Annotated in this window: 23 protein-coding genes; 3 read left to right on the top strand and 20 right to left on the bottom strand. The window is 52.2% G+C overall.

Features of this window, described 5'->3' with window-relative positions; all coding sequences use genetic code 11:
• Positions 1-2: 2 nt before the first annotated feature.
• Entirely contained in the window at positions 3-1697 is a 1695-nt protein-coding gene (gene kdpA, locus J4E53_RS09790) for a potassium-transporting ATPase subunit KdpA (protein ID WP_103308847.1), read from the bottom strand.
• 8 nt (positions 1698-1705) lie between these two features.
• A complete protein-coding gene (gene kdpF, locus J4E53_RS09785; protein WP_003218754.1) occupies positions 1706-1795 on the bottom strand; it encodes a K(+)-transporting ATPase subunit F in 90 nt (29 codons plus the stop codon).
• Between the two features lie 396 nt (positions 1796-2191).
• Between kdpF and eat the strand changes: the two genes are divergently transcribed.
• Together eat and J4E53_RS09775 are read left to right on the top strand one after the other, a co-directional pair.
• On the top strand, positions 2192-3556 hold the full coding sequence (gene eat / locus J4E53_RS09780; protein WP_014337249.1) for an ethanolamine permease: 1365 nt from the start codon (positions 2192-2194) through the stop codon (positions 3554-3556).
• Positions 3557-3675: 119 nt separating this feature from the next.
• Positions 3676-3843 carry a DUF2897 family protein gene (locus J4E53_RS09775; RefSeq protein ID WP_003183831.1) on the top strand — a complete coding sequence of 56 codons (168 nt, stop codon included), beginning with the start codon at positions 3676-3678 and terminating at the stop codon, positions 3841-3843.
• Positions 3844-4027: 184 nt separating this feature from the next.
• Here the strand turns inward: J4E53_RS09775 and J4E53_RS09770 are convergent, their stop codons facing one another.
• The 3 genes from J4E53_RS09770 to J4E53_RS09760 all read right to left on the bottom strand — a co-directional run bounded on the left by J4E53_RS09770 (position 4028) and on the right by J4E53_RS09760 (position 6053).
• Positions 4028-4879 carry a DUF1989 domain-containing protein gene (locus J4E53_RS09770; RefSeq protein WP_103308846.1) on the bottom strand — a complete coding sequence of 284 codons (852 nt, stop codon included), beginning with the start codon at positions 4877-4879 and terminating at the stop codon, positions 4028-4030.
• Positions 4880-4894: 15 nt separating this feature from the next.
• Complete coding sequence (locus J4E53_RS09765; protein WP_103308845.1) at positions 4895-5548, bottom strand: GntR family transcriptional regulator; 654 nt, start codon at positions 5546-5548, stop codon at positions 4895-4897.
• Between the two features lie 169 nt (positions 5549-5717).
• Entirely contained in the window at positions 5718-6053 is a 336-nt protein-coding gene (locus J4E53_RS09760) for a ComEA family DNA-binding protein (RefSeq protein ID WP_060738571.1), read from the bottom strand.
• A gap of 391 nt (positions 6054-6444) precedes the next feature.
• Here J4E53_RS09760 and J4E53_RS09755 point away from each other — a divergent pair, with 391 nt between their 5' ends.
• Positions 6445-7407, top strand: coding sequence for an acyltransferase (locus J4E53_RS09755; protein WP_158249655.1), 963 nt, complete (start codon positions 6445-6447; stop codon positions 7405-7407).
• 55 nt (positions 7408-7462) lie between these two features.
• Here the strand turns inward: J4E53_RS09755 and J4E53_RS09750 are convergent, their stop codons facing one another.
• From J4E53_RS09750 to wbpB, 15 genes are all read right to left on the bottom strand, one after another.
• Entirely contained in the window at positions 7463-9457 is a 1995-nt protein-coding gene (locus tag J4E53_RS09750; protein WP_060738573.1) for a nucleoside-diphosphate sugar epimerase/dehydratase, read from the bottom strand.
• 114 nt (positions 9458-9571) lie between these two features.
• Complete coding sequence (locus J4E53_RS09745; RefSeq protein ID WP_060738574.1) at positions 9572-10588, bottom strand: glycosyltransferase family 4 protein; 1017 nt, start codon at positions 10586-10588, stop codon at positions 9572-9574.
• A 4-nt stretch (positions 10589-10592) separates the two neighbouring features.
• Entirely contained in the window at positions 10593-11549 is a 957-nt protein-coding gene (locus J4E53_RS09740; protein ID WP_060738575.1) for an NAD-dependent epimerase/dehydratase family protein, read from the bottom strand.
• Positions 11550-11563: 14 nt separating this feature from the next.
• Complete coding sequence (locus tag J4E53_RS09735; RefSeq protein ID WP_158249654.1) at positions 11564-12784, bottom strand: glycosyltransferase family 4 protein; 1221 nt, start codon at positions 12782-12784, stop codon at positions 11564-11566.
• Positions 12785-12830: 46 nt separating this feature from the next.
• Positions 12831-13895 (bottom strand): non-hydrolyzing UDP-N-acetylglucosamine 2-epimerase, encoded by a 1065-nt coding sequence (wecB, locus tag J4E53_RS09730; RefSeq protein WP_103308842.1) that lies wholly within the window; start codon positions 13893-13895, stop codon positions 12831-12833.
• A gap of 7 nt (positions 13896-13902) precedes the next feature.
• Positions 13903-15003, bottom strand: coding sequence for a glycosyltransferase family 4 protein (locus tag J4E53_RS09725; RefSeq protein WP_310650536.1), 1101 nt, complete (start codon positions 15001-15003; stop codon positions 13903-13905).
• A 30-nt stretch (positions 15004-15033) separates the two neighbouring features.
• Positions 15034-16167 (bottom strand): N-acetyl sugar amidotransferase, encoded by a 1134-nt coding sequence (locus tag J4E53_RS09720; RefSeq protein ID WP_103308852.1) that lies wholly within the window; start codon positions 16165-16167, stop codon positions 15034-15036.
• 101 nt (positions 16168-16268) lie between these two features.
• Positions 16269-17030 (bottom strand): AglZ/HisF2 family acetamidino modification protein, encoded by a 762-nt coding sequence (locus tag J4E53_RS09715; RefSeq protein WP_060738580.1) that lies wholly within the window; start codon positions 17028-17030, stop codon positions 16269-16271.
• Positions 17030-17638 carry an imidazole glycerol phosphate synthase subunit HisH gene (gene hisH / locus J4E53_RS09710; protein WP_060738581.1) on the bottom strand — a complete coding sequence of 203 codons (609 nt, stop codon included), beginning with the start codon at positions 17636-17638 and terminating at the stop codon, positions 17030-17032. The genes J4E53_RS09715 and hisH overlap by 1 nt, the downstream gene beginning before the upstream one ends.
• Positions 17635-18870 carry an oligosaccharide flippase family protein gene (locus J4E53_RS09705; protein ID WP_060738582.1) on the bottom strand — a complete coding sequence of 412 codons (1236 nt, stop codon included), beginning with the start codon at positions 18868-18870 and terminating at the stop codon, positions 17635-17637. Before J4E53_RS09705 ends, hisH begins: the two co-directional genes overlap by 4 nt.
• Positions 18867-20183 carry a hypothetical protein gene (locus J4E53_RS09700; protein ID WP_177431709.1) on the bottom strand — a complete coding sequence of 439 codons (1317 nt, stop codon included), beginning with the start codon at positions 20181-20183 and terminating at the stop codon, positions 18867-18869. The genes J4E53_RS09705 and J4E53_RS09700 overlap by 4 nt, the downstream gene beginning before the upstream one ends.
• Before the next feature lie 3 nt (positions 20184-20186).
• On the bottom strand, positions 20187-21269 hold the full coding sequence (locus J4E53_RS09695; RefSeq protein ID WP_103308840.1) for a DegT/DnrJ/EryC1/StrS aminotransferase family protein: 1083 nt from the start codon (positions 21267-21269) through the stop codon (positions 20187-20189).
• Positions 21270-21271: 2 nt separating this feature from the next.
• Positions 21272-21847 carry a UDP-2-acetamido-3-amino-2,3-dideoxy-D-glucuronate N-acetyltransferase gene (wbpD, locus tag J4E53_RS09690; RefSeq protein WP_060738584.1) on the bottom strand — a complete coding sequence of 192 codons (576 nt, stop codon included), beginning with the start codon at positions 21845-21847 and terminating at the stop codon, positions 21272-21274.
• Positions 21844-23694, bottom strand: a complete 1851-nt coding sequence (locus J4E53_RS09685; RefSeq protein ID WP_103308851.1) for an acyltransferase family protein — start codon at positions 23692-23694, stop codon at positions 21844-21846. The genes wbpD and J4E53_RS09685 overlap by 4 nt, the downstream gene beginning before the upstream one ends.
• A gap of 110 nt (positions 23695-23804) precedes the next feature.
• Positions 23805-24755, bottom strand: a complete 951-nt coding sequence (gene wbpB, locus J4E53_RS09680; protein ID WP_060738585.1) for a UDP-N-acetyl-2-amino-2-deoxy-D-glucuronate oxidase — start codon at positions 24753-24755, stop codon at positions 23805-23807.
• Positions 24756-24761 lie beyond the last annotated feature (6 nt).

Here is a 24761-nt window from a genome sequence, read left to right as displayed (position 1 = left end):
CCTCAGAAGCCCATGCTCAGGTGTTCGGCAATCGGCCCCAGCGCCAGGGTCGGCAGGAAGGTCAAGCCGCCCACCAGCAGGATGGTCACGGTCAACAAGGTCACGAACAGCGGGCCGTGGGTGGGAAAGCTGTTCTGGCCAATCGGCGCGCTCTTCTTCAAGGCCAGGCTGCCAGCCAATGCCAGCACCGGCAGGATGTAGCCGAACCGGCCGATCAACATGCCCAGGCCCAGCATCAGGTTATGAAAGGGTGTATTGGCGCCGAACCCGCCGAATGCCGAACCGTTGTTCGCTCCCGCCGAGGTGTAGGCGTACAACAACTGGCTGAAACCGTGGGCACCCGGGTTGCTCACCGCTGCGGCAGGCCCGGGCAGGCTCGCGGCGACGGCACCCAGCACCAGCACGCTGACGGGCATCACCAGCAGGGTCGCCACCAACAGTTGCACCTCTCGGGCGCCCAGCTTCTTGCCCAGGTATTCCGGGGTGCGACCGATCATCAAGCCGGCCAGGAACACCGCGATCAACACGTTCAACAGCATCCCGTAGAGCCCGGCCCCGACGCCGCCGAAGATCACCTCGCCGACCATCATGTTCACCAGCGCCACCATGCCACTGAGCGGGTTGAGACTGTCATGCATGGCGTTGACCGAGCCGTTGGACGCTGCCGTGGTCGTCACCGACCACAGCACCGTGGCGGTGGTGCCGAAGCGCGTCTCCTTGCCTTCCAGCGGCGCGGTCTGTTCGACGGCAGGATTGTTCAGGGCCGGGTTGGGCTGGTATTCGGCCCACAGCGATGTCGCGCCACCGATCAGGAACAGCGCCAGCATGCAGGCAATGATCGCGCGGCTCTGACGCAGGTCCTTGACGTAATGACCGAAGGTGAACACCAGCGCGGCGGGAATCAGGATGATCGACGCGAGCTCAAACAGATTGCTCCAGGCCGTCGGGTTTTCGAACGGGTGGGCCGAGTTGACGCCGAAGAAACCGCCGCCGTTGGTACCCAATTGCTTGATCGCGATCTGGCTGGCGGCCGGCCCCAGCGGGATGACTTGGTCGGCGCCCTGCATCGTGACCCCGTGCACATAGTGCGCGAAGGTCTGCGGCACACCCTGCCAGACCAGGAACAACGCCAGCAGCAGGCACAGCGGCAACAGCCCGTAAAGGGTGGCGCGAGTCATGTCGACCCAGAAGTTACCCAGCGTCGTGGCGGACTTGCGCCCGACTCCGCGACACAGCGCCACCAGCACGGCCAGGCCGGTGGCGGCGCTGACGAAGTTCTGCACGGTCAGGCCGACCATCTGGCTCAGGTAGCTCAGGGACGCTTCGCCGCTGTAGGACTGCCAGTTGGTGTTGGTCATGAAACTCACGGCCGTGTTGAAGGCCTGGGTCCACTCCATGCCGGGCAGTTGCTCGGTATTGAGGGGCAGATGGCCCTGCAGCAGCAGAACCGCAAACAGCAACACAAAACCCGCCAGGTTGAACGCGAGCATGGCCAGGGTGTATTTCTGCCAGCTTTGCTCAGCCTTGGAATCGACACCGGCCAGGCGATAGCAACCGCGCTCCACCGGGCCGAGGATCGGGGAAAGCCAGGTGCGCTGGCCTTCCATCACCCGGTAGTAAAAACGCCCCAGAAACGGTGCCGGAATCAGCACCAGGGCGAAAAAGGCGAGGATCAGCCCGTAGTCATAACCGTGCATAGCCGCTCCTAGTTCCGATCGGCGCGCAACAGCGCAACCAGCAGATAGATGAACAGCGCCACTGCCAGCAGCAGCGACACCCCGTCCAGAACACTCATGGGATTTCTCCGTGATACGGCGTCGTGCCGTGTGTGGAGTGATTGTCGGCAGGGAGGCTGTAAAGGAACGAGATCGAGAGAGGGCATGGGGGATAAAGAAAGTGTAAAAAATGACGGGTTGGTTGGCTGGGCTGGCCCTATCGCGAGCACGCTCGCTCCCACATTTTGATCTGTTGTGAATACAGAATCTGTGTCCACCCTGTGGGAGCGAGCTTGCTCGCGATGAGGCCCGGACAGGCGCCGACGCTCCGAACTGGGGCACAAAACCAGGCCATCCGGTAGCGAACATCCCCGATACGACACGATTTCACCTATTACGACCGTTCCCGCCACACTGGCACGCCCACTGCACTGCCCCTCCCCAGCGCTTTTGCTATGGATCGAGGGGAGCCACCGATGAACACACAACTCAAACCCACCCTGGGCACCCTGCATTTATGGGGCATTGCCGTCGGCCTGGTGATTTCCGGCGAGTATTTCGGCTGGAGCTATGGCTGGGGCGTGGCCGGGACGCTGGGTTTCCTGGTGACGTCCTTCATGGTGGCGGCCATGTACACCTGCTTCATTTTCAGTTTCACCGAACTGACCACCGCCATCCCTCATGCCGGCGGGCCGTTTGCCTACAGCCGTCGCGCCTTCGGCGAGAAAGGCGGATTGATTGCAGGGCTGGCGACACTGATCGAATTCGTCTTCGCGCCGCCGGCCATTGCCCTGGCCATCGGCGCCTACCTGAACGTGCAGTTCCCGGCGCTGGACCCGAAACACGCCGCAGTCGGCGCCTATATCGTGTTCATGGGCCTGAACATCCTCGGGGTCAAATTGGCGGCGACATTCGAGCTGATTGTCTGCGTCCTGGCGGTGGCCGAACTGCTAGTGTTCATGGGCGTCGTGGCCCCGGCATTCAGTTTCAGCAGCTTTGCGCTGAACGGCTGGGCCGGTTCGGATGTGTTCGGCGCCCCAGCCATTGCCGGCATGTTCGCTGCGATCCCCTTCGCCATCTGGTTCTTCCTGGCCATCGAAGGCGCCGCCATGGCCGCCGAAGAAGCCAAGGACCCGAAACGCACGATTCCCAAGGCCTACATCAGCGGCATCCTGACCCTGGTGTTCCTGGCGATGGGTGTGATGTTCTTTGCCGGCGGCGTCGGCGATTGGCGCACCCTGTCGAACATCAACGATCCCCTGCCCCAAGCCATGAAAACCGTGGTCGGCGAAAGCTCCGGCTGGCTGCACATGCTGGTCTGGATCGGCCTGTTCGGCCTGGTGGCGAGTTTCCACGGGATCATCCTGGGCTACTCGCGACAGTTCTTCGCCCTGGCCCGCGCCGGCTACCTGCCCGCCTCCCTGGCCAAACTGTCACGTTTCCAGACCCCGCACCGGGCGATCATCGCCGGTGGACTGATCGGCATTGCCGCGATCTACAGCGACGGCCTGATCAACCTCGGCGGCATGACCCTGACAGCGGCGATGATCACCATGGCCGTGTTCGGCGCCATCGTCATGTACATCATGAGCATGCTCAGCCTGTTCAAATTGCGTAAAACCGAACCCAACCTGGAACGTACTTTCCGCGCACCGGGTTATCCGATCGTGCCGGGAATCGCCCTGGCGCTGGCGGTGGTGTGCCTGGTGGCGATGGCCTGGTTCAACGCACTGATCGGGCTGATCTTCCTCGGGTTCATGGCAGTGGGCTTCGTCTACTTCATCCTCACCGCACAATTGCGCGCAGACGCGCCCGCCGATGCGATGCTGACCGGGCTTTGAGGTGAAGCCAGCCGAACGGGCGTAGTATTGAACCACTGCGAACAACCTTCGCTCATAAGTGGTAGGGGCGATGGATCGACGAATGTTCGTCCGTCCATCGCGCCATCAAGGAGAGCCCTATGCCCTGGTATGCCTGGTTGATTCTGATTGTTGCAATCGGCTCGATCGTTGGTGGTCTGATGATGCTGCGCGACACCGCCAACAAGGTCGAACTGACGGATGAACAGCGCAAGCGTGTTGCCGAGCGCAATGCGGAAATGGATGCGAAAGAAGCCAAGGATCGTTAACCGCGACCTCACACACCGATCTCGTGGCGAGGGAGCTTGCTCCCGCTGGGGCGCGAAGCGGCCCTCAAAGCTACTGGCTCGGTGTGCCTGGCTGATTGAATCGTGACTGTTGGGGCTGCTGCGCAGCCCAGCGGGAGCAAGCTCCCTCGCCACACAAGCTCCGGGCCTTGCCGCGCCGATGGCACTACTTCTCCCAATCCGCCTTGGCGATGTGCAAGCCATGCATCCCTTTGTATGCCGCCCGCTCAGGCTGGCTCCAGCCTTCCAGCAATGAATCCTCCAACCGATAGATCTCCACACCCAGCGGACGACAGACGCTGAGAGGATCCTGTGCATCCGGCCCCCACATGGCCAGCGACAGGTCCCCCCCCGGGCAGGTGGACAAAGCACACAACAGATCGATCTCGGCAAAGAACTCCAGGTAATCACCCTTCTGCGCCGGACAGGCCTTCATGAAGTACATGTCGTCATGGTTAAGCCCCGTGCACTGGAAAATATTCAGTACATCGTGCACATCGAACTCCGTCAGGCCGTGGGGCAACACCGCACGGGTCAGGTTCGAATGGCAGTGATGATGGAAATCCTCCCCTGTCAGCATCCTGTTCACATACGGATCACAGCGCGTACCAAGCAGATCGTGCAGTCGTCCGCCATGCTCGTCGATGCCATAGCCTGCCAGGCTGTCATCGGTGATGGTCACCAAGGGTCGCAGGAATGGCAGGTTCGACCACAACCGATCATGGGTGCTGACGTGGGCGCCCTGGAGCTGGCGCGTGCGCGCCGCCCACAAGCGTTCCCGCGGATCGTTGGCGTTCCAGACGTTGAAGTCCCCCACCTGGGGCCCTACTGGCGTCGTGATGCGGAACACATGCCCGGCCGGTACGTGCCAGGCGCGACCGGTACGGATCGGCACCTCGAACTGTTCGATCAGGGTCCGCTTGTCCTGCTGCGCGCGAATTCGTTCGTAGAAAGGTTTATCCACCTGCAGGGCAGAACCTTTGCTGACCTGGTAGGCGGCTGGGTAGTCTTTGTACATGGCGCAGGTCCTTGATCATTGGTGATGGGTGGGAGCCAGCAACTGCAAAAGCAGTTGCTCGGAATCGTCGAGGTAAAGACCCATGGCTTCGTGAGCCGCAAGCTTGTCGCCTTCGGCCAGCGAATCATGGATGTACCGGTCACGAGCCAACCACGGAGCCTGGAAACACGCCTCATCGGGCGCGGAGCTGAACACCAGGCGCAGTTGTGCAACCACATTAGTGAAAAACTCATCGAGCAACGGACTGCGCATCAAGCCGACGATGTGCTGATGAAAGGCCAGGCCATGGGTGCCGACCGAACGCCAGTCCTCACGCTCCCGAGCCAAGTCCGCCGCCTCAAGGGCTTCAAGCATCCGGTCGGATTGATACTCACGCAATGGTTGGCTGCCCAAGATGGCTTGGAGCTCCAAGGTGCGACGGACCCTGAACAGATCTCGCACATCATCGACACCTAACCTGCGAACCATCACCCCTTTGTTGCGTACGTAACGGGTCAACCCATCCTGACCCAGGCGGTGTAACGCTTCGCGGATGGTGTTGCGCGAGGCGTTGTAGGCTGAAACCAGGTTGTTCTCTATCAGGGCCATACCTGGCAACAAGCGGCCGCTGATGATGTCGGCGCGCAGTTCCAGGGTGATTTGGTCGGCTAAGGAAAGTCCGTTGGTCACGCTCAGGCCTCATGATTGTTCAACAATCTACTGGCTGTAAGTAATCACGTTCTGTGCCAAGTGATCTTGCGCGGTAATTTCGATTTGGGCTCCGGAAATCACTCAAGAATAGGCTTTCATCCTTCAGAACAAAAAGAGACCAGTCATTCGACTGGCCTCTTGTCATGCCTCAGTTCACTTCCAGCTTGTCGCGATTCTTGTCCAGGATCGCCTTGCCAATCCCCTTGACTTCCAACAACTCCTCTACCGACGAGAAGGCTCCATTACCCTCACGATATGCAACAATTGCCTTGGCCTTGGCCTCGCCTATTCCCAATAATTCGCGTTGCAACGTAGCGGCATCCGCCCCATTGAGATCCACCTTGGCGCTTTGCGGCTTCGCCGTCATTTCCGTCGCAGGCGACGCAGCCGTGGTCTGTGGCTTGACCGCCGGCGCAGCGATGGTGGCTATAGAGGCGCTGGTCAGAAGGGCAAAAATCAAAGAGTAGAAATAGCCTGTACGCATAAATGACGCTCCATGACATCGTTAAGAGAGAAGCAGCTTTTCCGAAGCTGCCCCTCAAACTTAGGCCATGAAGATAGCTTGTCAAAAATCAGAATGTTACAGAAAGCGTAAGAAAGAGCGCGAATCCATCGAGGTGAAGTCGTGGTCGGCGGCATCCTTATGACCCTGAATATCGGGCTAAAAACTGGAAGCCCCAGGGAAGCGGCCTTGGCGGTTGCACGCACCGTGACCATACGGCAAACTTGCCGCGCTTTTAATTTTGGGGAAAGTGATGAGTTTAAAGATAAAGGGACTTGACGGTCTGCGGGGCATTTCGGTGCTACTTGTTATTATGTCCCACGCGGTCATCTAGCCTGTCATAGGGGTCACGAACCCTGCCTTCCTGTCAGTTTTGAGTCCTCATGTAGGTGTCAGCACCTTCTTTGTTCTATCTGGCTTCCTGATAACCTTTTTGCTCATTAAAGAGAAAGAGACTACTGGAAGAGTCGACATCTTTTCCTTTATAAAACGACGTGCCCTACGTATATTCCCACTCTATTATCTGGCTATTTTCTTCCTGATAATCATGGATGTAACGGGAAAAGCCGGAATAACCAATTGCATTTATCCCTATGCATTGACATACACCATAAACTTCGCCCCCAAGGCGTGCGCGTTTTCTGCAATGTCACACTTCTGGTCTCTGTCCGTTGAAGAACATTTTTATTTGTTCTGGCCAATAGTTTTTGCTTTTGGCAAACGAACCGCGATCACGACGATTTCGCTGCTGGTCCTCGGCTGCCTTTGTTTCGGAACCAGTCTTTATGAACCTACAACGCTCTATTATTTGAGCCGGTGGACTTTTCCGGCAATGTTGCCGATTTTAGTCGGCTGCCTGGTTGCCTTTGTTTGCAAGATTGAAAAGGTCAAGAGCATCTTCACAAATACGGCCACATCGGGAATATTACTCATCTCGATTTTGGCTGGACTCACTGCACCGGCCTTCATAAAAACGGAAGCTGCCTGGCTTGTCTCGGTAGGCGCCTTAGTTTTATATATCTATCACAATCAGGACTCTCTGCTGGTCAAGTTACTTGAGCTCAAACCTTTAGCAGCCGTTGGAGTCATCAGCTACGGTCTGTATGTATGGCAAGGCATTTTTACAGGTAACGGCCCTTATCGAACAGAACATGTTTTTCCGCCCAGCGTGGACATCGGCTTATGGCTAACTTTTGTAGTCGCCCCATTAAGTTACATATTCTTTGAAAAACCGCTATTGAAGCTAAAGAAAAAATATTCCTGGCAAGAGAAAAAGTCAAAGGACGATGAAGCTTTCAGTCCGGAGAAATTAACTGTCGCGAGAAATCTGGATTAACAATTAGCTTAAGATGCCTAGGGCCTGATCTCAGGCCCTAGGCATACGCACTTCGTCAAGGCTCAAGCCGACGTTGTTGATAGATCCAGTCGACAATCTCCCCGTCAGGGGCGTATCCACTGACCGTGTCCCGCAGCAACTGACGGACTCTCGAGTAGTCATCATGCTCGATGGCGGCCAGCAACTCAGCCAACCTCGCCTTAAGCACATCCCATGGCAGATGATCTTCGTTGGCGCTCATGATCATCGGATGGGAGGTTGCGACAACGTTGTCGCCGATCAGCAACTCCTCGTAGAGCTTCTCGCCAGGACGCAACCCTGTGAACTCGATTGAAATATCGCCTTGAGGGTTTTTCTCCGAACGCACACTCAAGCCGGATAAGTGAATCATTTTTTCCGCCAGCTCGACAATCTTCACCGGCTCGCCCATATCCAGCACAAACACATCCCCACCCAGCCCCATAGAGCCCGCTTGAATGACCAGTTGAGCGGCCTCGGGGATCGTCATGAAATAACGTGTGATCTTCGGATGGGTAACGGTTAATGGTCCACCTGATTTGATCTGTTTATGAAACAGTGGAATAACCGAACCGGATGACCCCAGTACATTACCGAAACGGACCATCGTAAAACGGGTTTTGTTGACGCGTGATACGTTGGCGTTGTCGCCAAACAGCACGGGCGCCAATTCACGGCTAAGGGCTTGCAAGGTCAGTTCGGCAAGGCGCTTGGTACTGCCCATCACATTCGTTGGACGTACGGCCTTATCCGTCGAAATCAATACAAAATTCGATACACCTGCCTGAAGTGCGGCTTGCGCAGTATTCAGCGTGCCGATCACATTGTTCAAAACGCCTTCGGCAATATTATGCTCCACCATCGGCACATGTTTATAAGCCGCTGCGTGATAGACCGTATCGACATTCCATGTCTTCATCACGTCCAGCAACTTGTCCTGATCCCGCACCGATCCGAGGATAGGTAATAATCGAACCGACAGTGACTCACGAGCAATTCGAGGCTCCAGTTCGGACAAAATGCTATAGAGATTGAATTCGCTATGTTCGAATAACAGCAGCGTGGTCGGCTTGAGAGCAAGGATTTGCCGACAAAGTTCGGAGCCGATCGAACCACCCGCCCCTGTCACTAAAACCGACTGTCCCGCGACGCAATGCTCAAGCAAATCAGCCTGGGCAGGTACCGGATCACGCCCGAGGAGATCCGCGATATCGACTTCCTGGATGTCGTCGACTTTGACTCGGCCGCTGGCCAGGTCCATGAAGCCGGGGACGCTACGCACATGCAGCGGAAAACCTTCAAGCAGCGTCAATATCTCTCGCCGGCGACCTCGCGAGGAGGACGGAACAGCAAGCAAAATCTCCTGCGCGCCGGTGGCATCAATCATTTTTTGAATGTGTTTAGGTTGATAGACCTGCAACCCTGCAATGACTCTATCGGCGATGCTACTGTCATCGTCGATGAACGCGACCGGCCGCATCACTCGCCCCATGCGCAATGCAGCAACGAGTTGGTTACCGGCGGCCCCAGCACCATAAATAGCGACCTTGGGCAGGCCATCGTCACGACTGGTAAACGGCACATGCTGGGCTGCGGTAAACCAATCCCCGAGAAAATACTGCCGCATCACCAGACGCAGCCCGCCAATCATGATCAGGCTCAACCACCAGTAGTTAAAAATGATAGAGCGTGGCACTACGGTCTTATGATTGCTGTACCAATACACCACAAGAGCCAGCAGCAAGGCCGAAAGGCTGACAGCCTTGCAAATGGTAATCAGCGCATCGTTGCCGAAATAACGCATGACGGCGCGATACATGCCAAAACGGATGAAAATAGGGATGGCAATCAGTGGCGCGGAGGCAAAAAGCCAAAGATGCGTTTCGATCGGACTGGCCAAAGCCTCGACCCCCAGCCGCACGACGAACGCCAGCCATAAGGCGACCCAGACCAGAACGACATCAGTGGCCACCTGGATAGCTCGCTTGTGGCGTCTCGGCAGCCCCAGCAGGACGGTTCTCAATTTGTCCATAAACCCTTCACGCACCTCGGCCAGCTCCTAAATCCAATCCATTTTCGATACACGCAGTTACATCTTCGTCCGTTGGACAATCGATAAACGAAAAACGCGAACCCTACAGCGAAATCAGGCTTTCTCAAGCTCACCGGCGTGAAACCTGACCGCCAGCACGAGCAGTGGCACGTAAGCCAATATTAAAGCCAATGCTCCATCCATGTTCCACAACACGACACAAGCTGCCAAAGGCAGCAGCCAGAACAGATTGATTGCTGTCACCACCAACGTAACCGGCAGGTGACGGCCATAATGACGGGAAGCGAATTGATAGGCATGACTGCGATGAGCCTCGTAGACCTTATCTCCACGTAGCAGGCGCCGTAACAATGTAAGGGTTGCATCGACAATAAAGACCCCCAGCAAAATCAGCCAGACCCACAGCAGCTTAGGTGAACTCCAAGCCGCCTGCAGCGACAGCACCCCCAGGATAATGCCAAGAAATCCACTACCCGCATCGCCCATGAAGATACGGGCGGGAGGAAAATTCCAATACAAGAACCCCGCTACAGCCATCGCTAGTACCAGCGGAGCCAAGATCAGGTTTTCAAAACCTCCCAACCAATAGAGCAGGCAGGCTCCAAGACAAGCACAAATAGCCTCGACGCTGGCGATTCCGTCGATCCCGTCCATGAAGTTATAAAGATTAAGCATCCAAACCAGATAAATCGCCGCGAGCACATGCCCTAGCCAGCCCAAATCCAATACGAAACCAAACAGCTCCAATGCAGGCAAGCCACCCAGCCAAAAAAGCGCCCAGATTGCACCGAGGAAATGTCCCAGCAATCTCCAGCGTGCCGCGATGTGACCATGGTCGTCGAGAAAGCCCAAAAGCGCTATACCTGATCCCGCCCCCAACAAGGCCCAGGTGAATGTCCAACTAAGCCCCCCAAGAAAAGCCAGGATCGGCAACACCGATAGAAATCCTAATACGATCGCCACCCCACCACCGCGAGGGGTTGGAACCGAATGAGAACTTCGTGCGTTCGGAACATCCATCAGGCTTCGCGCCAAAGCGTAACGTCGCAAGCCACCGGTTAAGACCAACGAAACAAAAAACACTACAAACACTACAAAAAAAATTGCCATGAATTCAAACTCGACCTTTTTTTGATGAAAGGGTCATATAATCCGCGCCGGCCTTGGATAACGCTTCAGTTGTTCCAAGCGGCGGGGTCCAGCCAAGCAGCTGATGCGCCTTGCCGGAATCGATAACCAAAGAACCAAACAATTGGGAAAACATATTCTCTCGCCCTAATAGCTTCGCCGCCACACGGATGACTCCAACGGGTACATAAATCAAGCGAGGTTTACGCCCCATACCATTGGCAATGGTACGCACAATATCTACAGTAGAGACATCCGTTCCATCGGAAATCAAAAATAGCTCCCCAGCCGCAGCAGGATGCTTAATACAATGCACGATAAAGTCAATAAGATTATCCAGCGCTATCATGCTACGTTGATTATTGGCTGCCAAGAAGGGAAGTGGCATACCGAGTCGAACAATCTTTAGCAAGCGGTGAAAGTTCCCAGGAGCACTCCCGCCATAGACCAAGGGTGGGCGGATAATAACCAGCTCCATGGAGGAATCTTTGACCAGCGCTTTTAACGCCTCTTCAGCTTCAAATTTTGAAAGCGCATACGGCGTACTTGGGTTATTGCCACTCAACTCTGAAACCTTTGAATTCTTTGTCTCAGTGGCGCTGACACCAATTGAACTGATAAAAACAAACCTCTTGACCCCCCCACGCATTGCCTCTTCGGCTAAGCGAAGAGTCGCGTTTACATTCGCACGCCTGAACGCCGAAAGAGGATCCTCTTCCTTGTCATTCAGAATATGTGCCCTTCCCGCAAGATGTACGATTGTCTCGACACCAAGACATACCCCGTCCAAAGGGTCGTTTTCAAGATCCAGGCAAACATAGTCAAAATCTTGTGACGGAGTCATGGAGCTACGACCTATGCCCTTTACGGCGTAGCCTCGCGCCTTCAGAACCTTACAAAGTAAACTACCTATATAACCTGACGCCCCGGTAACCAACTGCATGCGATGCACCTTAATCAATTTTCCAGAATCCGCCGAGCCAGAGACGTATACTCAAAATTAGCCTCAAGGAAAAGGCGACCTTTCGCGCCCATCTCACGCAAAACAGTCCCATCAAGTAACAACATTTCCTGGAACGTATGTGCAAGCTGCTCAGGTTGACCCGGAACCACGGACATGCCGCAACCAGCCTCTTTTATTGGATCATTAAAGGCATTATAAGAAGCAATGACAGGGATCCCGGCAGCCATGTAATCATATAACTTGTTTAAACTCACACCGAATCTGTAAATAGGCAGGTCATGCATAACAAAAAACCCGACATCGACAACACGAAGAGCTTGCTGGATCTCTGCTTTATCAACCTGCGGGTAAAAAAGAACAAAGTCGTAACCGAGTTTACGACAGCGAGCATTAAGCTCAGCACTTTGTTCCCCCTTGCCAACGATGATAAATTTTACTGACACGCCCTCTGGAATCTCAAAAAAATGCAACGCATCCAAAAACAGGTGCATCGCATTGGGTTCCCCCAAGGCGCCGGCGTAAAAAAACAAAAAATCGCCTTGCGATTTAAATCCCATCAGGTCATCCAATAAACTAGCCCCCTGAGACTCAACGCTTGCATTTATATCATTAAGCGAAAAACCATTAGGAACGTATCTGAATTTCCCCGGTTTCATTCCCCGTGACACCATGTGCTGTTTGGCACCCGGCAAAAGGGAAATCACAGCATCCGCTGAATAATATGCGAACCTCTCAATAAGCGACAAAACCAAAACGACGGGATGGAATTTATTGAATCCAGCAATTTCCACCAAACTCAAAGGCCAGATATCCCTAACCTCAAATAGAATCTTCGATCTGAATAATTTTGCACATAGATAGGCAGCAGGGTACCCAAAGGGATGGGCAGAAGAATACAAAACCAGATCCGGCCTTTTCTTCAACCCCAAGCGCAGAAGAAAAAAGAAGAGAAAAAAGCCGAAACACAACATGGACAAAAATCGCCCCAGGCCATTCCCTTTATATTTAGGAGCTGGAACAAAATTATATGAAACGCCTTCCAGGACCTGTCCCCCGGCTTTCCCTGAGTCGTCGTCCATCAAATGGTGATAACCAGGCGTGATTATCTCCACATCATGTCCCTGAGCCTGCCATGCGTTCGCCAGATAAAAGGAGCGCCAATAGCGCCCGACTCCAGGGCCGCCGGCATAAGGGTTGATATACCAAATATTCATTGTGCTTCCCAACACGACCATAAGCGCTTATCTAACTCATGACAGCTCATGAGCGAGAAAGACAATCAGCTATGAATGACGCCGCCTGCCCACCACCGTATAAGTTCTCGTTGTCATGCACGGTGCGATTGATACCATCACGTACTGCAGTAGTAATTAAACCAGAGTCCGCCCCGCATAACACATTCGCCCCAGACTCAACGAGCTCTACCCATTCGGTTTGGTCGCGCATGGTTACGCAAGGTTTTGAAAAGAAAAAAGCCTCCTTCTGGACACCACCGCTATCAGTTAATACCAAACCACAGCGTTGAAGGAGCCAGATCATTTCCAGGTACCCGACTGGGTCAATCAGATTGACTTCCAATGCGAGGCCTGTTTTTTCGATCATGTTCCGGGTACGAGGATGCAAAGGTAATACAACCGGCGCCACTGTATTATGAATAGTGTTCAGCGCATCAACGATAGACTTCAACCTAACAGGGTCATCGGTGTTTTCCGCTCTATGCAGTGTTGCCAGGACAAAACCGTCGGAAAGATTGAAACCCTCCGGCTTAGATGCACGACGAGCAAAGAACATGGCGCTGTCCTGCATGACATCGCCCGAATTCCATATTTTTACAGGCTTGTCCGAAAAACCTTCCTTAGCCAGATTATTAATCGCGGTTTGCGTAGGGCAAAAGAGAAGATCACTCATCTGATCAGTCAAAATACGATTGATCTCCTCGGGCATGCGCATATTAAAGCTCCGCAGGCCGGCTTCAATATGGGCCACCGGAATATGAAGCTTGGCCGCTGCCAAAGCACCCGCCAGGGTTGAGTTCGTATCACCGTAAACCAGTACCCGGTCCGGCTTCTCCTGAATCATGACCCGCTCAATTTCCATCAGCATTCGGCCAGTCATTTCACCATGCGAACCGCCATGGATATCTAATTGAAAATCCGGCCTAGGAATACCCAGCTGGTCAAAAAAAATCTCCGACATATTGGCATCAAAATGCTGCCCGGTATGGATGATTTTTTCGGATAATCCGGCCTGCTCAATAATCGCCTTGGATACAACGCTGGCCTTGATAAACTGAGGTCGAGCACCAATAATCGTGAGTAATTTCATAATATTATTATCCCTTGGCCAAGCCGGCGTAGAATTTCAGTAATCGACGCCCTTCAACGTCCCAGTTATAGCGCTCAGTGACGGCCTTCTGACCGTTACGCCCCATCTGCTCGGCACGTTCGGGGTTCTCTATTATAAAATCGATCGCGTCGGCAATAGACTGTGGACTCAGCGGGTCTACACAAACCCCACAGTCATTGCCTTCAATAATTTCACGCCACAGGGGAAAATTAGAAGCAATAACTGGGATTCCCGAAGACATATACTCGAACATCTTGTTGGGCTGGGCATCGACATGATTGGGCAGCGGATAAAAAGTTACCAAACCTGCAGCCGACCGTCCCAAAATATCACGCACCTCGGAACGACCCAACTGGCCACATTGATTAACGGAAGACCATCCATTCTTTTTCTTAACATCAACCTCAACACCGGGCTCAGAAAAATTACCCACCAGATTCAGCCGCGAACCCGTATGAACAAGCCCCATCGCCTCAACAACTTCGCGAATACCTCGGATCGAGGTGATCCCGCCCACATAGCAAACTTCCTGTTTTTTTTCGCCCCATGCGACATCAGCAGCAAGTTCACCCACCAAGGGAAAGTTATTAATATCTACAACATTCGCATTGATAGACAAAAACTTATCTCGTATATATGGCGTCGCGGTCAAAATGCCATCCATCTTACGACAGGCGAAACGTTCATAAACGGAAAACAGGAAAGAAATAACTCTGCGCGAAGCCGGGCGCAAATAGGGCTTACTCAATATTTGCTTAGGAACATCCTCATGGGAGTCAAAAATTACAATTTTTCCAAGCTTCTTTAATTTAAGCCCGACTGGAATCAATTCAGGATCGTGCAAATGATAAATATCAGCCTGAAGAGAGGCCGCTTTTTTGTAAACCATCTTGGTAGTTTTGAACATTCGATTCAAGCGTCCACGCAAGAATCCCACATCCACAATATTGACTCCATCAGCCTTTTCGTCGCCCTTACCATCAGCGACTACTAACGAAACGTCATAACCATGCGCAGCCAATGTCTTGCATTCTTTCTGAAAAATGCGAATATCGAAACGAGTATGAGCTGAAGTTACATGTGCCACTTTCAAAAAGGCGTCTCCATTATTATATCTTTAAGAATAAACACTGAGACGCCGCCCCAGAAGCTTCTGCAGGAAGACTTGAGACTTTTTGGCAAACGCCTGCAACTTATCCCAACTCTTAAAATCAGAGTAATCATGGATTGGGGCTTGCATTAACTCATCGAACTGTTGCCGGTTGACTCGCATTTTTTTACAGAAATAATCAATATCATTCTCTAGTTCATCTGCGGCATATAAAGGCTCCGCAAGCTTAACAATCGCCTCCTCACGCGACATCTGCCCAGAAAGAATCATGCTGGAATAGTGCAGCTTACGCTTGTCATAGCCAAACTTGGTAGGGAGATAGTAATTCTGAAACAGCTTGGTGAAGATGGACTCACCATGCTTGCGAGCATATGACCTATATCCCACTGTTTCCTGAAGGTACTTTTCCGCTTCGCGCTTATCATATTCCATAAAGTTCAGCGGCCTTACAGTTCGCATTCCTTTAGCAAAAGGATACCAAAAATAATACTCAAAAAAGCTAATAGTCTTATAATCACGCAAGGGTTTGGAACCGTACGTTCTATGAATGTCTTTTAGGTTAATAGCATCCATCGCACTTCCGTGCCAAGAATCTGGAAATACTGCCTCGGTTGCAAGATTCCCACCGCTCAGAATGTATTTAATATCATTCTTCACCGCAAAGTGATACATGCTCGAAAAAAACGCATGATCTTGAGGAACATCTTGATTGGCTACTGCAGCCTTCATATAAGAAAGCTGCAAGTCACGCATCTCCTCCCAGTTCATGACGTGGGTATGAAGATCGTATCCGCAATGTTTGATAATTTTCTCAATGTTACTAACCGCAAGCTCGCTGTTCCAACCTGCATCGACGTGCACGACTAATGGACGCAGTCCGAAATCCTTGATCTTTACAGCCAAATAAGAGCTGTCAACCCCACCACTCAAACCGATAATGCAATCGTATTCTTTACCAGCCCCTTCCTTCTTTATCTTGTCCACAATGTTTTGCAGCCGGGTCTTTCCGTCAACCCCGCTAAACAATTGAAGAGACTGTACCTCATCAAATCTATGACAATGATTGCAAACGCCATGCTCGTCAAACTTGATATTCGCGTCAGTCTCATCCATCACACAGCGTGAACATACTTTATACACAGTCTTCCCTCTCGAATTCATTACAACTACTTTTCGCTTTCAAATCAATAATGACGGTACGAGCAGGCTCTAGGTACTCATCAATATTCAAGAAAAGCAATTTATTTACTTCCGGACATGGACTGATTAAGGTCCGGATAACTTATCAAAACCGCTTTATGCTTTCCGTGAAAAACAAAAAAACTTCCCGCTGCGACCGCCGACACGCCCGCCTTTTCAAAGGGTTCGTTAAGATCAGCTATTGAACCCGCCCCACCACATGCGACGACAGGTATATGAACCCCAGCAACAACCGACTTGATGAGCGGTATGTCAAACCCTTGCATCGTTCCATCGCGATCTATGGAGTTCAGGAATATTTCTCCGGCTCCGGCATCCTCGACTCTCTTTGCCCACTCGACTGGTGAAACTTTTGTATCTTTCGTACCTGATTGAGAATAGACCGAATAGCGGCCTAGTAAACTTTTCTTACAATCGATAGAACAGACGACGCTTTGAGAACCGAATTGATCAGCTATTTTTCGAAGAAGCTCGACATCTGCCAAAGCTGCGGTATTCAGGGCTATTTTTTCAACGCCCAAAGCAAAAACACGTTGTGCGTGTTCCAGCGTACGAATACCACCACCATAACAAATAGGCATGAAACATTCGCCGGCCACTTCCGCTAACAGCTCATAGTCAGGTTCACGACCTAATATAGACGCTTCTATATCCAGTAGAACCAGCTCATCAACTTCTTTTTCATTGAAAATACGAATGGCATTAACAGGGTCGCCCACATATTTCGGAGACTTAAACTTCACCGTTTTAACCAGTCCCCTGTCCTTTAACAGCAAACATGGAATTACGCGTTTTCTCTGCATCAGATTAACTCGACGAAATTCTTGAAAAGCTGCATGCCGAAGCGATGACTCTTTTCAGGATGGAACTGAAAACCGAAAATATTATCTTTGGCGACCGCAGCCGTAAATTTCTGCCCATAATCAGCCGTCAGAAGCGTGTCGCGCTCATTGTCAGGGCACATGTAATAGCCATGCACAAAATAATAGCGACTTTCCTCTGTCAGACCTCGAACCAATGGATGCTCATAATTACAGGAAACGTGGCTCCACCCCATGTGAGGCACTTTTCGTTCTGGGCGCTTCTCAAAACGCTTGATATCCATATCAATCCAGCCTAACCCTGGTTCGACACCCTCCTCAGAACGACGCCCCAGCATCTGCGACCCCAAGCATACTCCCATCACAGGTTTACGAGCGACAAGCACCTGTTGATTAAGTACATCTATGAGACCGCTCTCACGCAGGGTTTTCATTCCGGCATCAAACGCACCAACACCGGGCAAAATCAGCTTTTCTGCGTTTACAATATCGTCGACTAGGTTGGAGGACTTGGCCTTCGCCCCAACTCGCTTCAACATATTCAGCACCGAGGCTATATTCCCCACGCCATAATCGACCACTACAATCATGAGGAAACTCCCTTAGCACAACGATATGACATCGCAAAATAAATAACATACATTATGGCATAGCTTGCCGAGTACCACCACAGGGCCTCCGTCACCTCCCCCGCGAGCAGAAAGCATGCCGCCGTGATGACCAGTAACCCCAGTTGCCAAATCAGGTCCAATCCTTGTCGTTGGGCAATATAGATAGTGTAACTAAGAGGGCTCACGACAAAACGCATATAAAACATGGGGATAAGTAAAATTGCATACTTCCCTGACTCAATCCATTCTGTACCAAATACAAACATGAACGCCCACTCACCCAACCACCAAAATAAAAGAAATGGCGGAAAGGCTAATAGGGAGAGGACAATGAAAGTACGCAAGAAAACGGAACGGCAAGAGCCCGTCACCCTGTAATCCCGAGCGGCTTGCTCTTTGAACACATCCAGGACTGAAGTAGCAAGCAGGGTAATGGGTGCCCCCATCATTTTTATTGTTAGTGCGAACCAGCCTGCAGCCTCCGCGCCAAATCGGGAGGCTATCAAAATGACAGGTAATTGGCTGGCGATAGTGTTGATCAGATCAGCGGGCAGCGAGAACTTTGGAAAGTCCCTGTATCTGTACGCGACGCTTTTAACTGAACCAATACTTTCACTCCAGCATGCTTTTAGCCAAGAGCGATCAAACCAAAAAAATACCAACAGCGTAGCCAATAGCACACCAACCGCTTGGCCGTAGATCAGGCCGCTGACTCCTAACGCGAAATAACCAGCCACCACCTGAGCCACCGCGACAGCGCCCGCCAGAGCAATTCTGGCAACGCCAAGTTTGTTAAAGGCTTGTTGAAAAGCCAATAATGAAAGGAGTGCTTTATTAGCCCCCATCCCAAAGACAACAAAAGCCAGGACAAGGGAGTAACTTTTGACTATCGGCGGAATTTCCTCAACAAACGAACTCACAACTGCGATTAAAAACGTAGCTAAAATCGACAGTGCAACGGTTATCAGCAAGACCAGTTTAATGATCGATTTTGAGTCATCCTTCGTATCACCGCTGAACAACGCCAACTCATAACGCCCCGTGACCAAAACAGCCATTATCGTAGCGAATGAAAGCCAAACGTTAAATGATCCCAATTCTTCTGGAGAGTACAGCCTTACCAGAAGCAGCATCACACCCAACGATATCAACTGGGCCCCTAGAGTCCCGACGAGCACACTTCTTACTCGAGAAAAGAATTGACTCTTCAAGCTATACTCCTAGTCCTGCTCTTGGACTCCCTAGAGAAAGCCATCAACATTAGAAGCAACAGCATGAAGAAAATACCAGAACCTAACAAAACCGTTGGCAACGATTGCTCAACAATTTTAGTTACGAAGAGCAATGCAACGGGCATCGCAATGAACATGGAGCGCTTCATGTAAAGAAGATTCAACAACATAACAATCACAGCAACAATAAAAGCCTCGATTATTACTGCCGTGTACCCAAGCCTCAGATAGGCCACCGCAAAAAAATTCACGTTGGCATTAGTTTCCGAATTATTATAAATATACTCACCAATTCGAAACGTGATCGATTCACTTTTGCTAAAGCCGGACAAAAGACCTATTGCTGTATCGCTATAATTATTAATCCCGTACGAGTCGTAAAACAGCTCCGCAGCCCCCAACATTGTGGCGGGTACGGTATAGGCTCGCCTAATCAGATAGTCATTCAGGTAAGAATACCCCATAAGCTCGAACTCAAGAAAACCTGCAAGCAACAAGCCTATTGCACCAAACAGCAACCAAGAGACATTGACCTTTCCATAATATCTAAAATAGGTCATCAGAACATAAACCAAAAATAAAACAACAAAGGGATATTTCTGCCCAAAGGCTCCCCACAGGATCAAAACGTTAACAACCCCAAGCCAAAAGAAGAAATTGGATTTTTTATAGACTCCCCAAGCAAATAAAACAGGAAAAAATGCCTGCGTCCCTATCGACGCAATATATCCATCTATAGATCCTGCTGAAAAAACGTCGCGTGCGATAGCACGTCGAAGGTATTGACCAGAAAAGTCGAGAGAAAAAAACGACATACTTTTGAGCAGAATAAACACCAAAACCAATATATTAACTACTGAAACAATAAACAGATATCTTTCACCACTACTGGATTGACCGCTGTCACGACGAAATTTAATCTTATTAATAAGTGAGACAAGAACAACACCCATCAGCACTGACAAACACAGCCCAGAAAATGGGCTGGCCTCTGGGTAAAATGCGTTCGCCCCGTTCAAAACAAGCGCATGAGGCACGATAACCAAAAACAGCAAGGCTACGACGATATCCCCAGGCTTACTTATACTTGAACCGCATAAAAGAGAACTGCCCACAGCTAAAAGCAACAAGTAAACGATCTGGAGGCCATCCAAGCTTTTCTGGGAGGCCCCCATATAGTCATACAGCAAGTACAGATAATTATTATTCATCCACAACAACAGGACAAAATAGACAAAAAAGGACAAGGCATTCAAAAAAGTTGCTTTATCAACTTTTAAAGAAATGTACATAGCTTAACCAGCCACCGCAGCACAAATAATTGCGACAGCCTCGTCATCCAGATACGGATGCATTGGCAAACTCATGACCTGTTCTGCGACGCGGTCTCCCGTAGGTAAATGGGCGTTTGCATCGGCTACAGCGGGCTGCTTGTTCAACGGGATGGGATAATGAACTGCCGTCGGAATGCCCTGCTTCTTTAACTTATCTTGTAACTGGTCACGCTCGTCAACAAGAATTGTATATTGAGCATAGGCACTGGTGTTCCATTCTTCCACATAAGGGATTGTCTTTACCCCCAAGGCCTCGAGTGACTCACCGTACAACCTTGCAACACGCTGACGTTGCTCAAGCTCCTTTTCAAAAATTTCAAGTTTTGGCAAGAGAATTGCCGCTTGAAGCGTATCCAGGCGACTATTAACTCCCACGCGCACATGGTGATAGCGGCGGTCCTGTCCGTGCCTGGCGATTTGACGCAGTACTTTGGCCAATTCGTCATCATTGGTAAAAATCGCGCCACCATCCCCATAGCATCCCAGCGGTTTGCTTGGAAAGAAGCTAGTACACGCTATTGTGGTGAGGTTGCAGGAGCGTTTCCCTTTGTAGGTAGCGCCAAAGCTTTGTGCTGCGTCTTCGATTACTGGGATTGAGTATTTAACGGCAATCGCATTAATCGCATCGTAGTCTGCACATTGCCCGTATAGAGAAACCGGAATGATAGCTTTCGTACGCGGGGTAATTGCTGCTTCCAGCTTTTGCGGGTCAAGATTATATGTGCGTGGATCAATATCCACATACACCGGTTTTGCGCCGAGCAAGGCAACTGTCTCGGCGGTCGCAATATAGGTGAAACCAGGTGTTATAACTTCGTCACCCGGGCCAATTCCCAGCGCCATTTGAGCGATTTGCAAGGCGTCTGTGCCATTGGCGCAAGTTATGCAGTGTTTAGCGCCAACAAACTGAGCGAGTTTTTCCTCGAGCTCCGCTACCTCTGGGCCGAGAATGTACTGGCCGTGGCTCAAGACGCGCTGGATGCCGGCATCGATCTTGTCCTTGATACGTGCTTGCTGGGTTTTCAGGTCAATGAATTCAATCATGCTCAGGCATCCGTCTTGTTCAAAAGTTTTCCGTTCAGCACGTAGCGCGCTCCCGTATGCGAGCAGAAGGCCTCACCCTGCTCGTTCAACTGCAATTGCTCGCCAAATTCGCTCATCCAGCCAATCTGCCGTGCGGGCACACCCACCATCAATGCATAGGCCGGTACATCCTTGTTGATGACCGCGCCGGCACCGACGAAGGCATATTCACCAATGGTAACGCCGCAGACGATGGTGCAATTGGCGCCAAGCGTCGCGCCCTTTTTTACCAGCGTATCGAGGTACTGGTCCTTGCGCTCGATCAGCGAACGCGGATTATAGACATTGGTGAAGACCATGCTGGGGCCACAGAATACGCCCTCTTCCAGCGTGACATTGTCGTAGACCGAAACATTGTTCTGGATCTTACAGCGGTCGCCGATCACGACTTTGTTGCCCACGAACACATTCTGACCGAGCGAAACGCCGACACCGATGCGGGCGCCCGCGCAAACATGGACAAAGTGCCAGACACGGGAGTTTTCACCGATCTGCGCGCCCTCATCGACGATCGCGCTGGGGTGCTGATAGTAACTCATGGCTTCAGACTCACATTAGACTGAGGTTGATCGAAAGCACGCTGCAGTGGCTCGGCAGCATAGTGCCCATAACGACGTGCACCTACCTCGTTGAGGTGGTGGCTGTCGCGGTAGATGAGCAAACCTTGCTGGTAAGGCGCAGCGGCAAAGAAGCTGCTATTGGAAAGGTCCAGGAAACGCACGCCCGGCGTGCGGTCGACAATGGCCTGCACTTGCTGGTTGGCAACCTGCCACTCACGATTGAATGTCAATGGCGCCGGCAGGCCAAGCTCGGTAAAGCGCCTTACCCGCTGCACGTCTGTTTCAAACATTGGTACCTGAGCAAGCACCACGATATGTTTATGGGCTCCTGCAGTATCGACGAGAAATTCAGCAAGCGCCTTGGCGAATGCTTGGCTCTGCATCTGGTACTGCCACATGCCTGCGACAATCACCCGCTCCACCTTCGGCAACTCACGAGCCACGGCCTCGATCTGCGCGCGGCAAGGTTTTTGCGCCCAGGCTGGCAGGCGTTCAATGTCAAAGCCGGGGATAGGCACGCAACTGCTGGCAGTGAGCACGCGGTAAGCAACGCCCTGCTCTTCGCCCACCTGGTCGAAGAAGTAGTTCAATTGGGCAGCATGGCTATCGCCAATTACCAGAACGGACACTTCGGCATCCGCCTTGCCTCGCTTGCACGCGCCCACTTGGGTGCCATGGCAGATAAGCTCTGGAGCAGCATAACGGGTGAGTTCCACAGACAACGGAGCGACCAGCGAGGCGTTGACACGTTGTCCACCCCACGCCACCAGCGCGACCACAGCACCGGTTACAGCCCACTTGGGTAGCTGGCGCATCATGCCGGAAGCGTTTCTGGCGGGTGTTTCGACCAAGCGATAGGAAAGCCATGCCAGCAGTACAGAGCTGGCCACGAAAATCGGCAACCATGCAGCCGTCAGCTCGTACTGCCCCGTGTAATAGCGAATGAACGCCAGCACCGGCCAATGCCACAGGTACAACGAATAGGAAATACCACCGATCCAGACCATCGGCCGAGTGGCTAGCAACGCGCTGACCGGACCACGCCGGGCAACGATGAGCAGCCCTGCCGCGACACAAGGCAGGATAGACCAGAAGCCTGGGAAGTGTTGCTTATCGATAGCCAGCACCGCCCAAGCCAGCAGGATTGCGCCCAGCCCACCGAATACGCTTGCAAGTAACATGGGCAGCTCGCGCTGGCGCATCAGCAAGGCAACGATGGCACCGACCATGAATTCGGGAATCCGTGCCGACAGGGCAAAGTACATCCCTTCTTGCGATTCGCCCAGTCCACGGTAGCCGCTCCAGGCAAACAGACTGGCGGCTAGCAAGGCAAACGTTATGAGACGCCATTGCTTTGGCAAGCAAATGACCAACACCGGGAAGAACAGATAGAACTGCATCTCGATGGCCAATGACCAGGTATGCAGAAGCGGCAATTCATCGGCCCGCGGCGCGAAATAACTGCCGAAGCCAGAGAAGTACTGGTTGCTGGTAAACAACGCCGAGGACTTCAGGCTGTCGAGGAAAAATGCGAAGTCATCAGGCAGAAACAGGAGCGCGGACAGCGCGGACACCACCACCAGCATGACGAAATACGCCGGCAGAATGCGCTTGATGCGGCTGGCATAGAATGAAACGAGATCGACCTTGTCGCTTCGCTCGGTCAACAATGCCGTTATGATGAAGCCAGAGATGACAAAAAAGATGTCGACGCCGACATAGCCGGCTTTCAGCCAGCCACTATTGGCGTGATAAAGCATGACCGCCAGCACCGCGATTGCACGCAAGCCCTGAATATCGAGACGAATGCTGCGCATGCGGCGCATCGCACCCGCTTCGTTTGGCTTGTTGAAATTATCGTTCGACACGCTGGCTTGCGATCCTGCTTGGGAAACTTGAAACGGGTGGCGCAAGGCCACCCGTGTTGTCTCGCCGATCAGCGAGAAAGGGCTTGGACGAACGGATGCGCTTCGTTGTCCGCTGCAACGACGATGGCCGCACTGCGAATGGTGTTGACCGTCTCCACGCAGTGGCGAGCATCCTCGATGCCATAACCACGCCCAGCCAGGATTTCCTCGTAGCTGGTGGTGTGCAGGTCAGTGAAGCCTTCGGAGAACTCCATTTCCTCACCGTTGACGGTAATCGAACGGTAAGTTGGCTTCTTGCCCTTTACCGACTCCGGCAGGTCGTTGGCGTCGACCGACAGGAACCAGCGTACACGTGCTTTCTCGTACTCCAGGTAACCGGCCGCCTTGTGTTCGGAAGTGAAGTGCACAACGTTGCGCTGCAACTTGCCGAAGATGAAGTGCAGCATGTCGTAGAAGTGCACGCCAATGTTGGTGGCTACGCCGAAGGACTTGCGTGGGTCACCTTTCCAGCTTTGCAGGTACCACTTGCCACGGGAAGTAATGTAGGTCAGGTCGACTTCGTACTTGTGCGGGTTGTTCTCGCGGGCAACTTTGTCCTTCAAGGCAATGATTGCCTGGTGATGGCGCAGTTGCAGGATGTTGAACAGGCGCTTGCCGGTTTCCTGCTCGATCAGGGCCAACTGGTCCAACTGCTGCGGGGTCGGCACCAGCGGTTTTTCGCAGATCACGTCACAGCCCAGGCGCAGACCAGCGGCAATGTGCGGTTGGTGCAGGTAGTTGGGCGAGCAGATCGACACGTAATCCAAGGCGTTCGCTGGGTCGCGCTTGAGGCTGTGAGCGTGATCAAGGAAGAACTCGAACTCGGTAAAGAATTCGCTTTGCGGTGAAATGCTGTCGATGATGCCTACCGAGTCATTGATGTCATAAGCGGACACCAATGTATTGCCGGTATCCTTAATGGCGCGCATATGGCGGGGGGCGATATAACCGGCAGCACCAATTAGAGCAAAACGTTTCATCCAGAA

Origin of the sequence: Pseudomonas sp. FW305-28 (genome assembly GCF_017351395.1) — a bacterium.
GTDB classification, from domain to species: domain Bacteria; phylum Pseudomonadota; class Gammaproteobacteria; order Pseudomonadales; family Pseudomonadaceae; genus Aquipseudomonas; species Aquipseudomonas fluorescens_AA.
This window is presented reverse-complemented; position numbering and strand designations above follow the sequence as displayed.

Bases quoted from the DNA above. Each gene is read 5' to 3' on its own strand.
- J4E53_RS09700 (WP_177431709.1), bottom strand. From the start codon at position 20,183: ATGTACATTTCTTTAAAAGTTGATAAAGCAACTTTTTTGAATGCCTTG.
- J4E53_RS09760 (WP_060738571.1), bottom strand. From the start codon at position 6,053: ATGCGTACAGGCTATTTCTACTCTTTGATTTTTGCCCTTCTGACCAGC.
- hisH (WP_060738581.1), bottom strand. From the start codon at position 17,638: ATGATTGTAGTGGTCGATTATGGCGTGGGGAATATAGCCTCGGTGCTG.
- kdpA (WP_103308847.1), bottom strand. From the start codon at position 1,697: ATGCACGGTTATGACTACGGGCTGATCCTCGCCTTTTTCGCCCTGGTG.
- wbpD (WP_060738584.1), bottom strand. From the start codon at position 21,847: ATGAGTTACTATCAGCACCCCAGCGCGATCGTCGATGAGGGCGCGCAG.
- J4E53_RS09750 (WP_060738573.1), bottom strand. From the start codon at position 9,457: ATGGACAAATTGAGAACCGTCCTGCTGGGGCTGCCGAGACGCCACAAG.
- wbpB (WP_060738585.1), bottom strand. From the start codon at position 24,755: ATGAAACGTTTTGCTCTAATTGGTGCTGCCGGTTATATCGCCCCCCGC.
- J4E53_RS09685 (WP_103308851.1), bottom strand. From the start codon at position 23,694: ATGCGCCGCATGCGCAGCATTCGTCTCGATATTCAGGGCTTGCGTGCA.
- J4E53_RS09745 (WP_060738574.1), bottom strand. From the start codon at position 10,588: ATGGCAATTTTTTTTGTAGTGTTTGTAGTGTTTTTTGTTTCGTTGGTC.
- eat (WP_014337249.1), top strand. From the start codon at position 2,192: ATGAACACACAACTCAAACCCACCCTGGGCACCCTGCATTTATGGGGC.
- kdpF (WP_003218754.1), bottom strand. From the start codon at position 1,795: ATGAGTGTTCTGGACGGGGTGTCGCTGCTGCTGGCAGTGGCGCTGTTC.
- J4E53_RS09715 (WP_060738580.1), bottom strand. From the start codon at position 17,030: ATGCAGAGAAAACGCGTAATTCCATGTTTGCTGTTAAAGGACAGGGGA.
- wecB (WP_103308842.1), bottom strand. From the start codon at position 13,895: ATGAAATTACTCACGATTATTGGTGCTCGACCTCAGTTTATCAAGGCC.
- J4E53_RS09735 (WP_158249654.1), bottom strand. From the start codon at position 12,784: ATGAATATTTGGTATATCAACCCTTATGCCGGCGGCCCTGGAGTCGGG.
- J4E53_RS09770 (WP_103308846.1), bottom strand. From the start codon at position 4,879: ATGTACAAAGACTACCCAGCCGCCTACCAGGTCAGCAAAGGTTCTGCC.
- J4E53_RS09695 (WP_103308840.1), bottom strand. From the start codon at position 21,269: ATGATTGAATTCATTGACCTGAAAACCCAGCAAGCACGTATCAAGGAC.
- J4E53_RS09740 (WP_060738575.1), bottom strand. From the start codon at position 11,549: ATGCAGTTGGTTACCGGGGCGTCAGGTTATATAGGTAGTTTACTTTGT.
- J4E53_RS09775 (WP_003183831.1), top strand. From the start codon at position 3,676: ATGCCCTGGTATGCCTGGTTGATTCTGATTGTTGCAATCGGCTCGATC.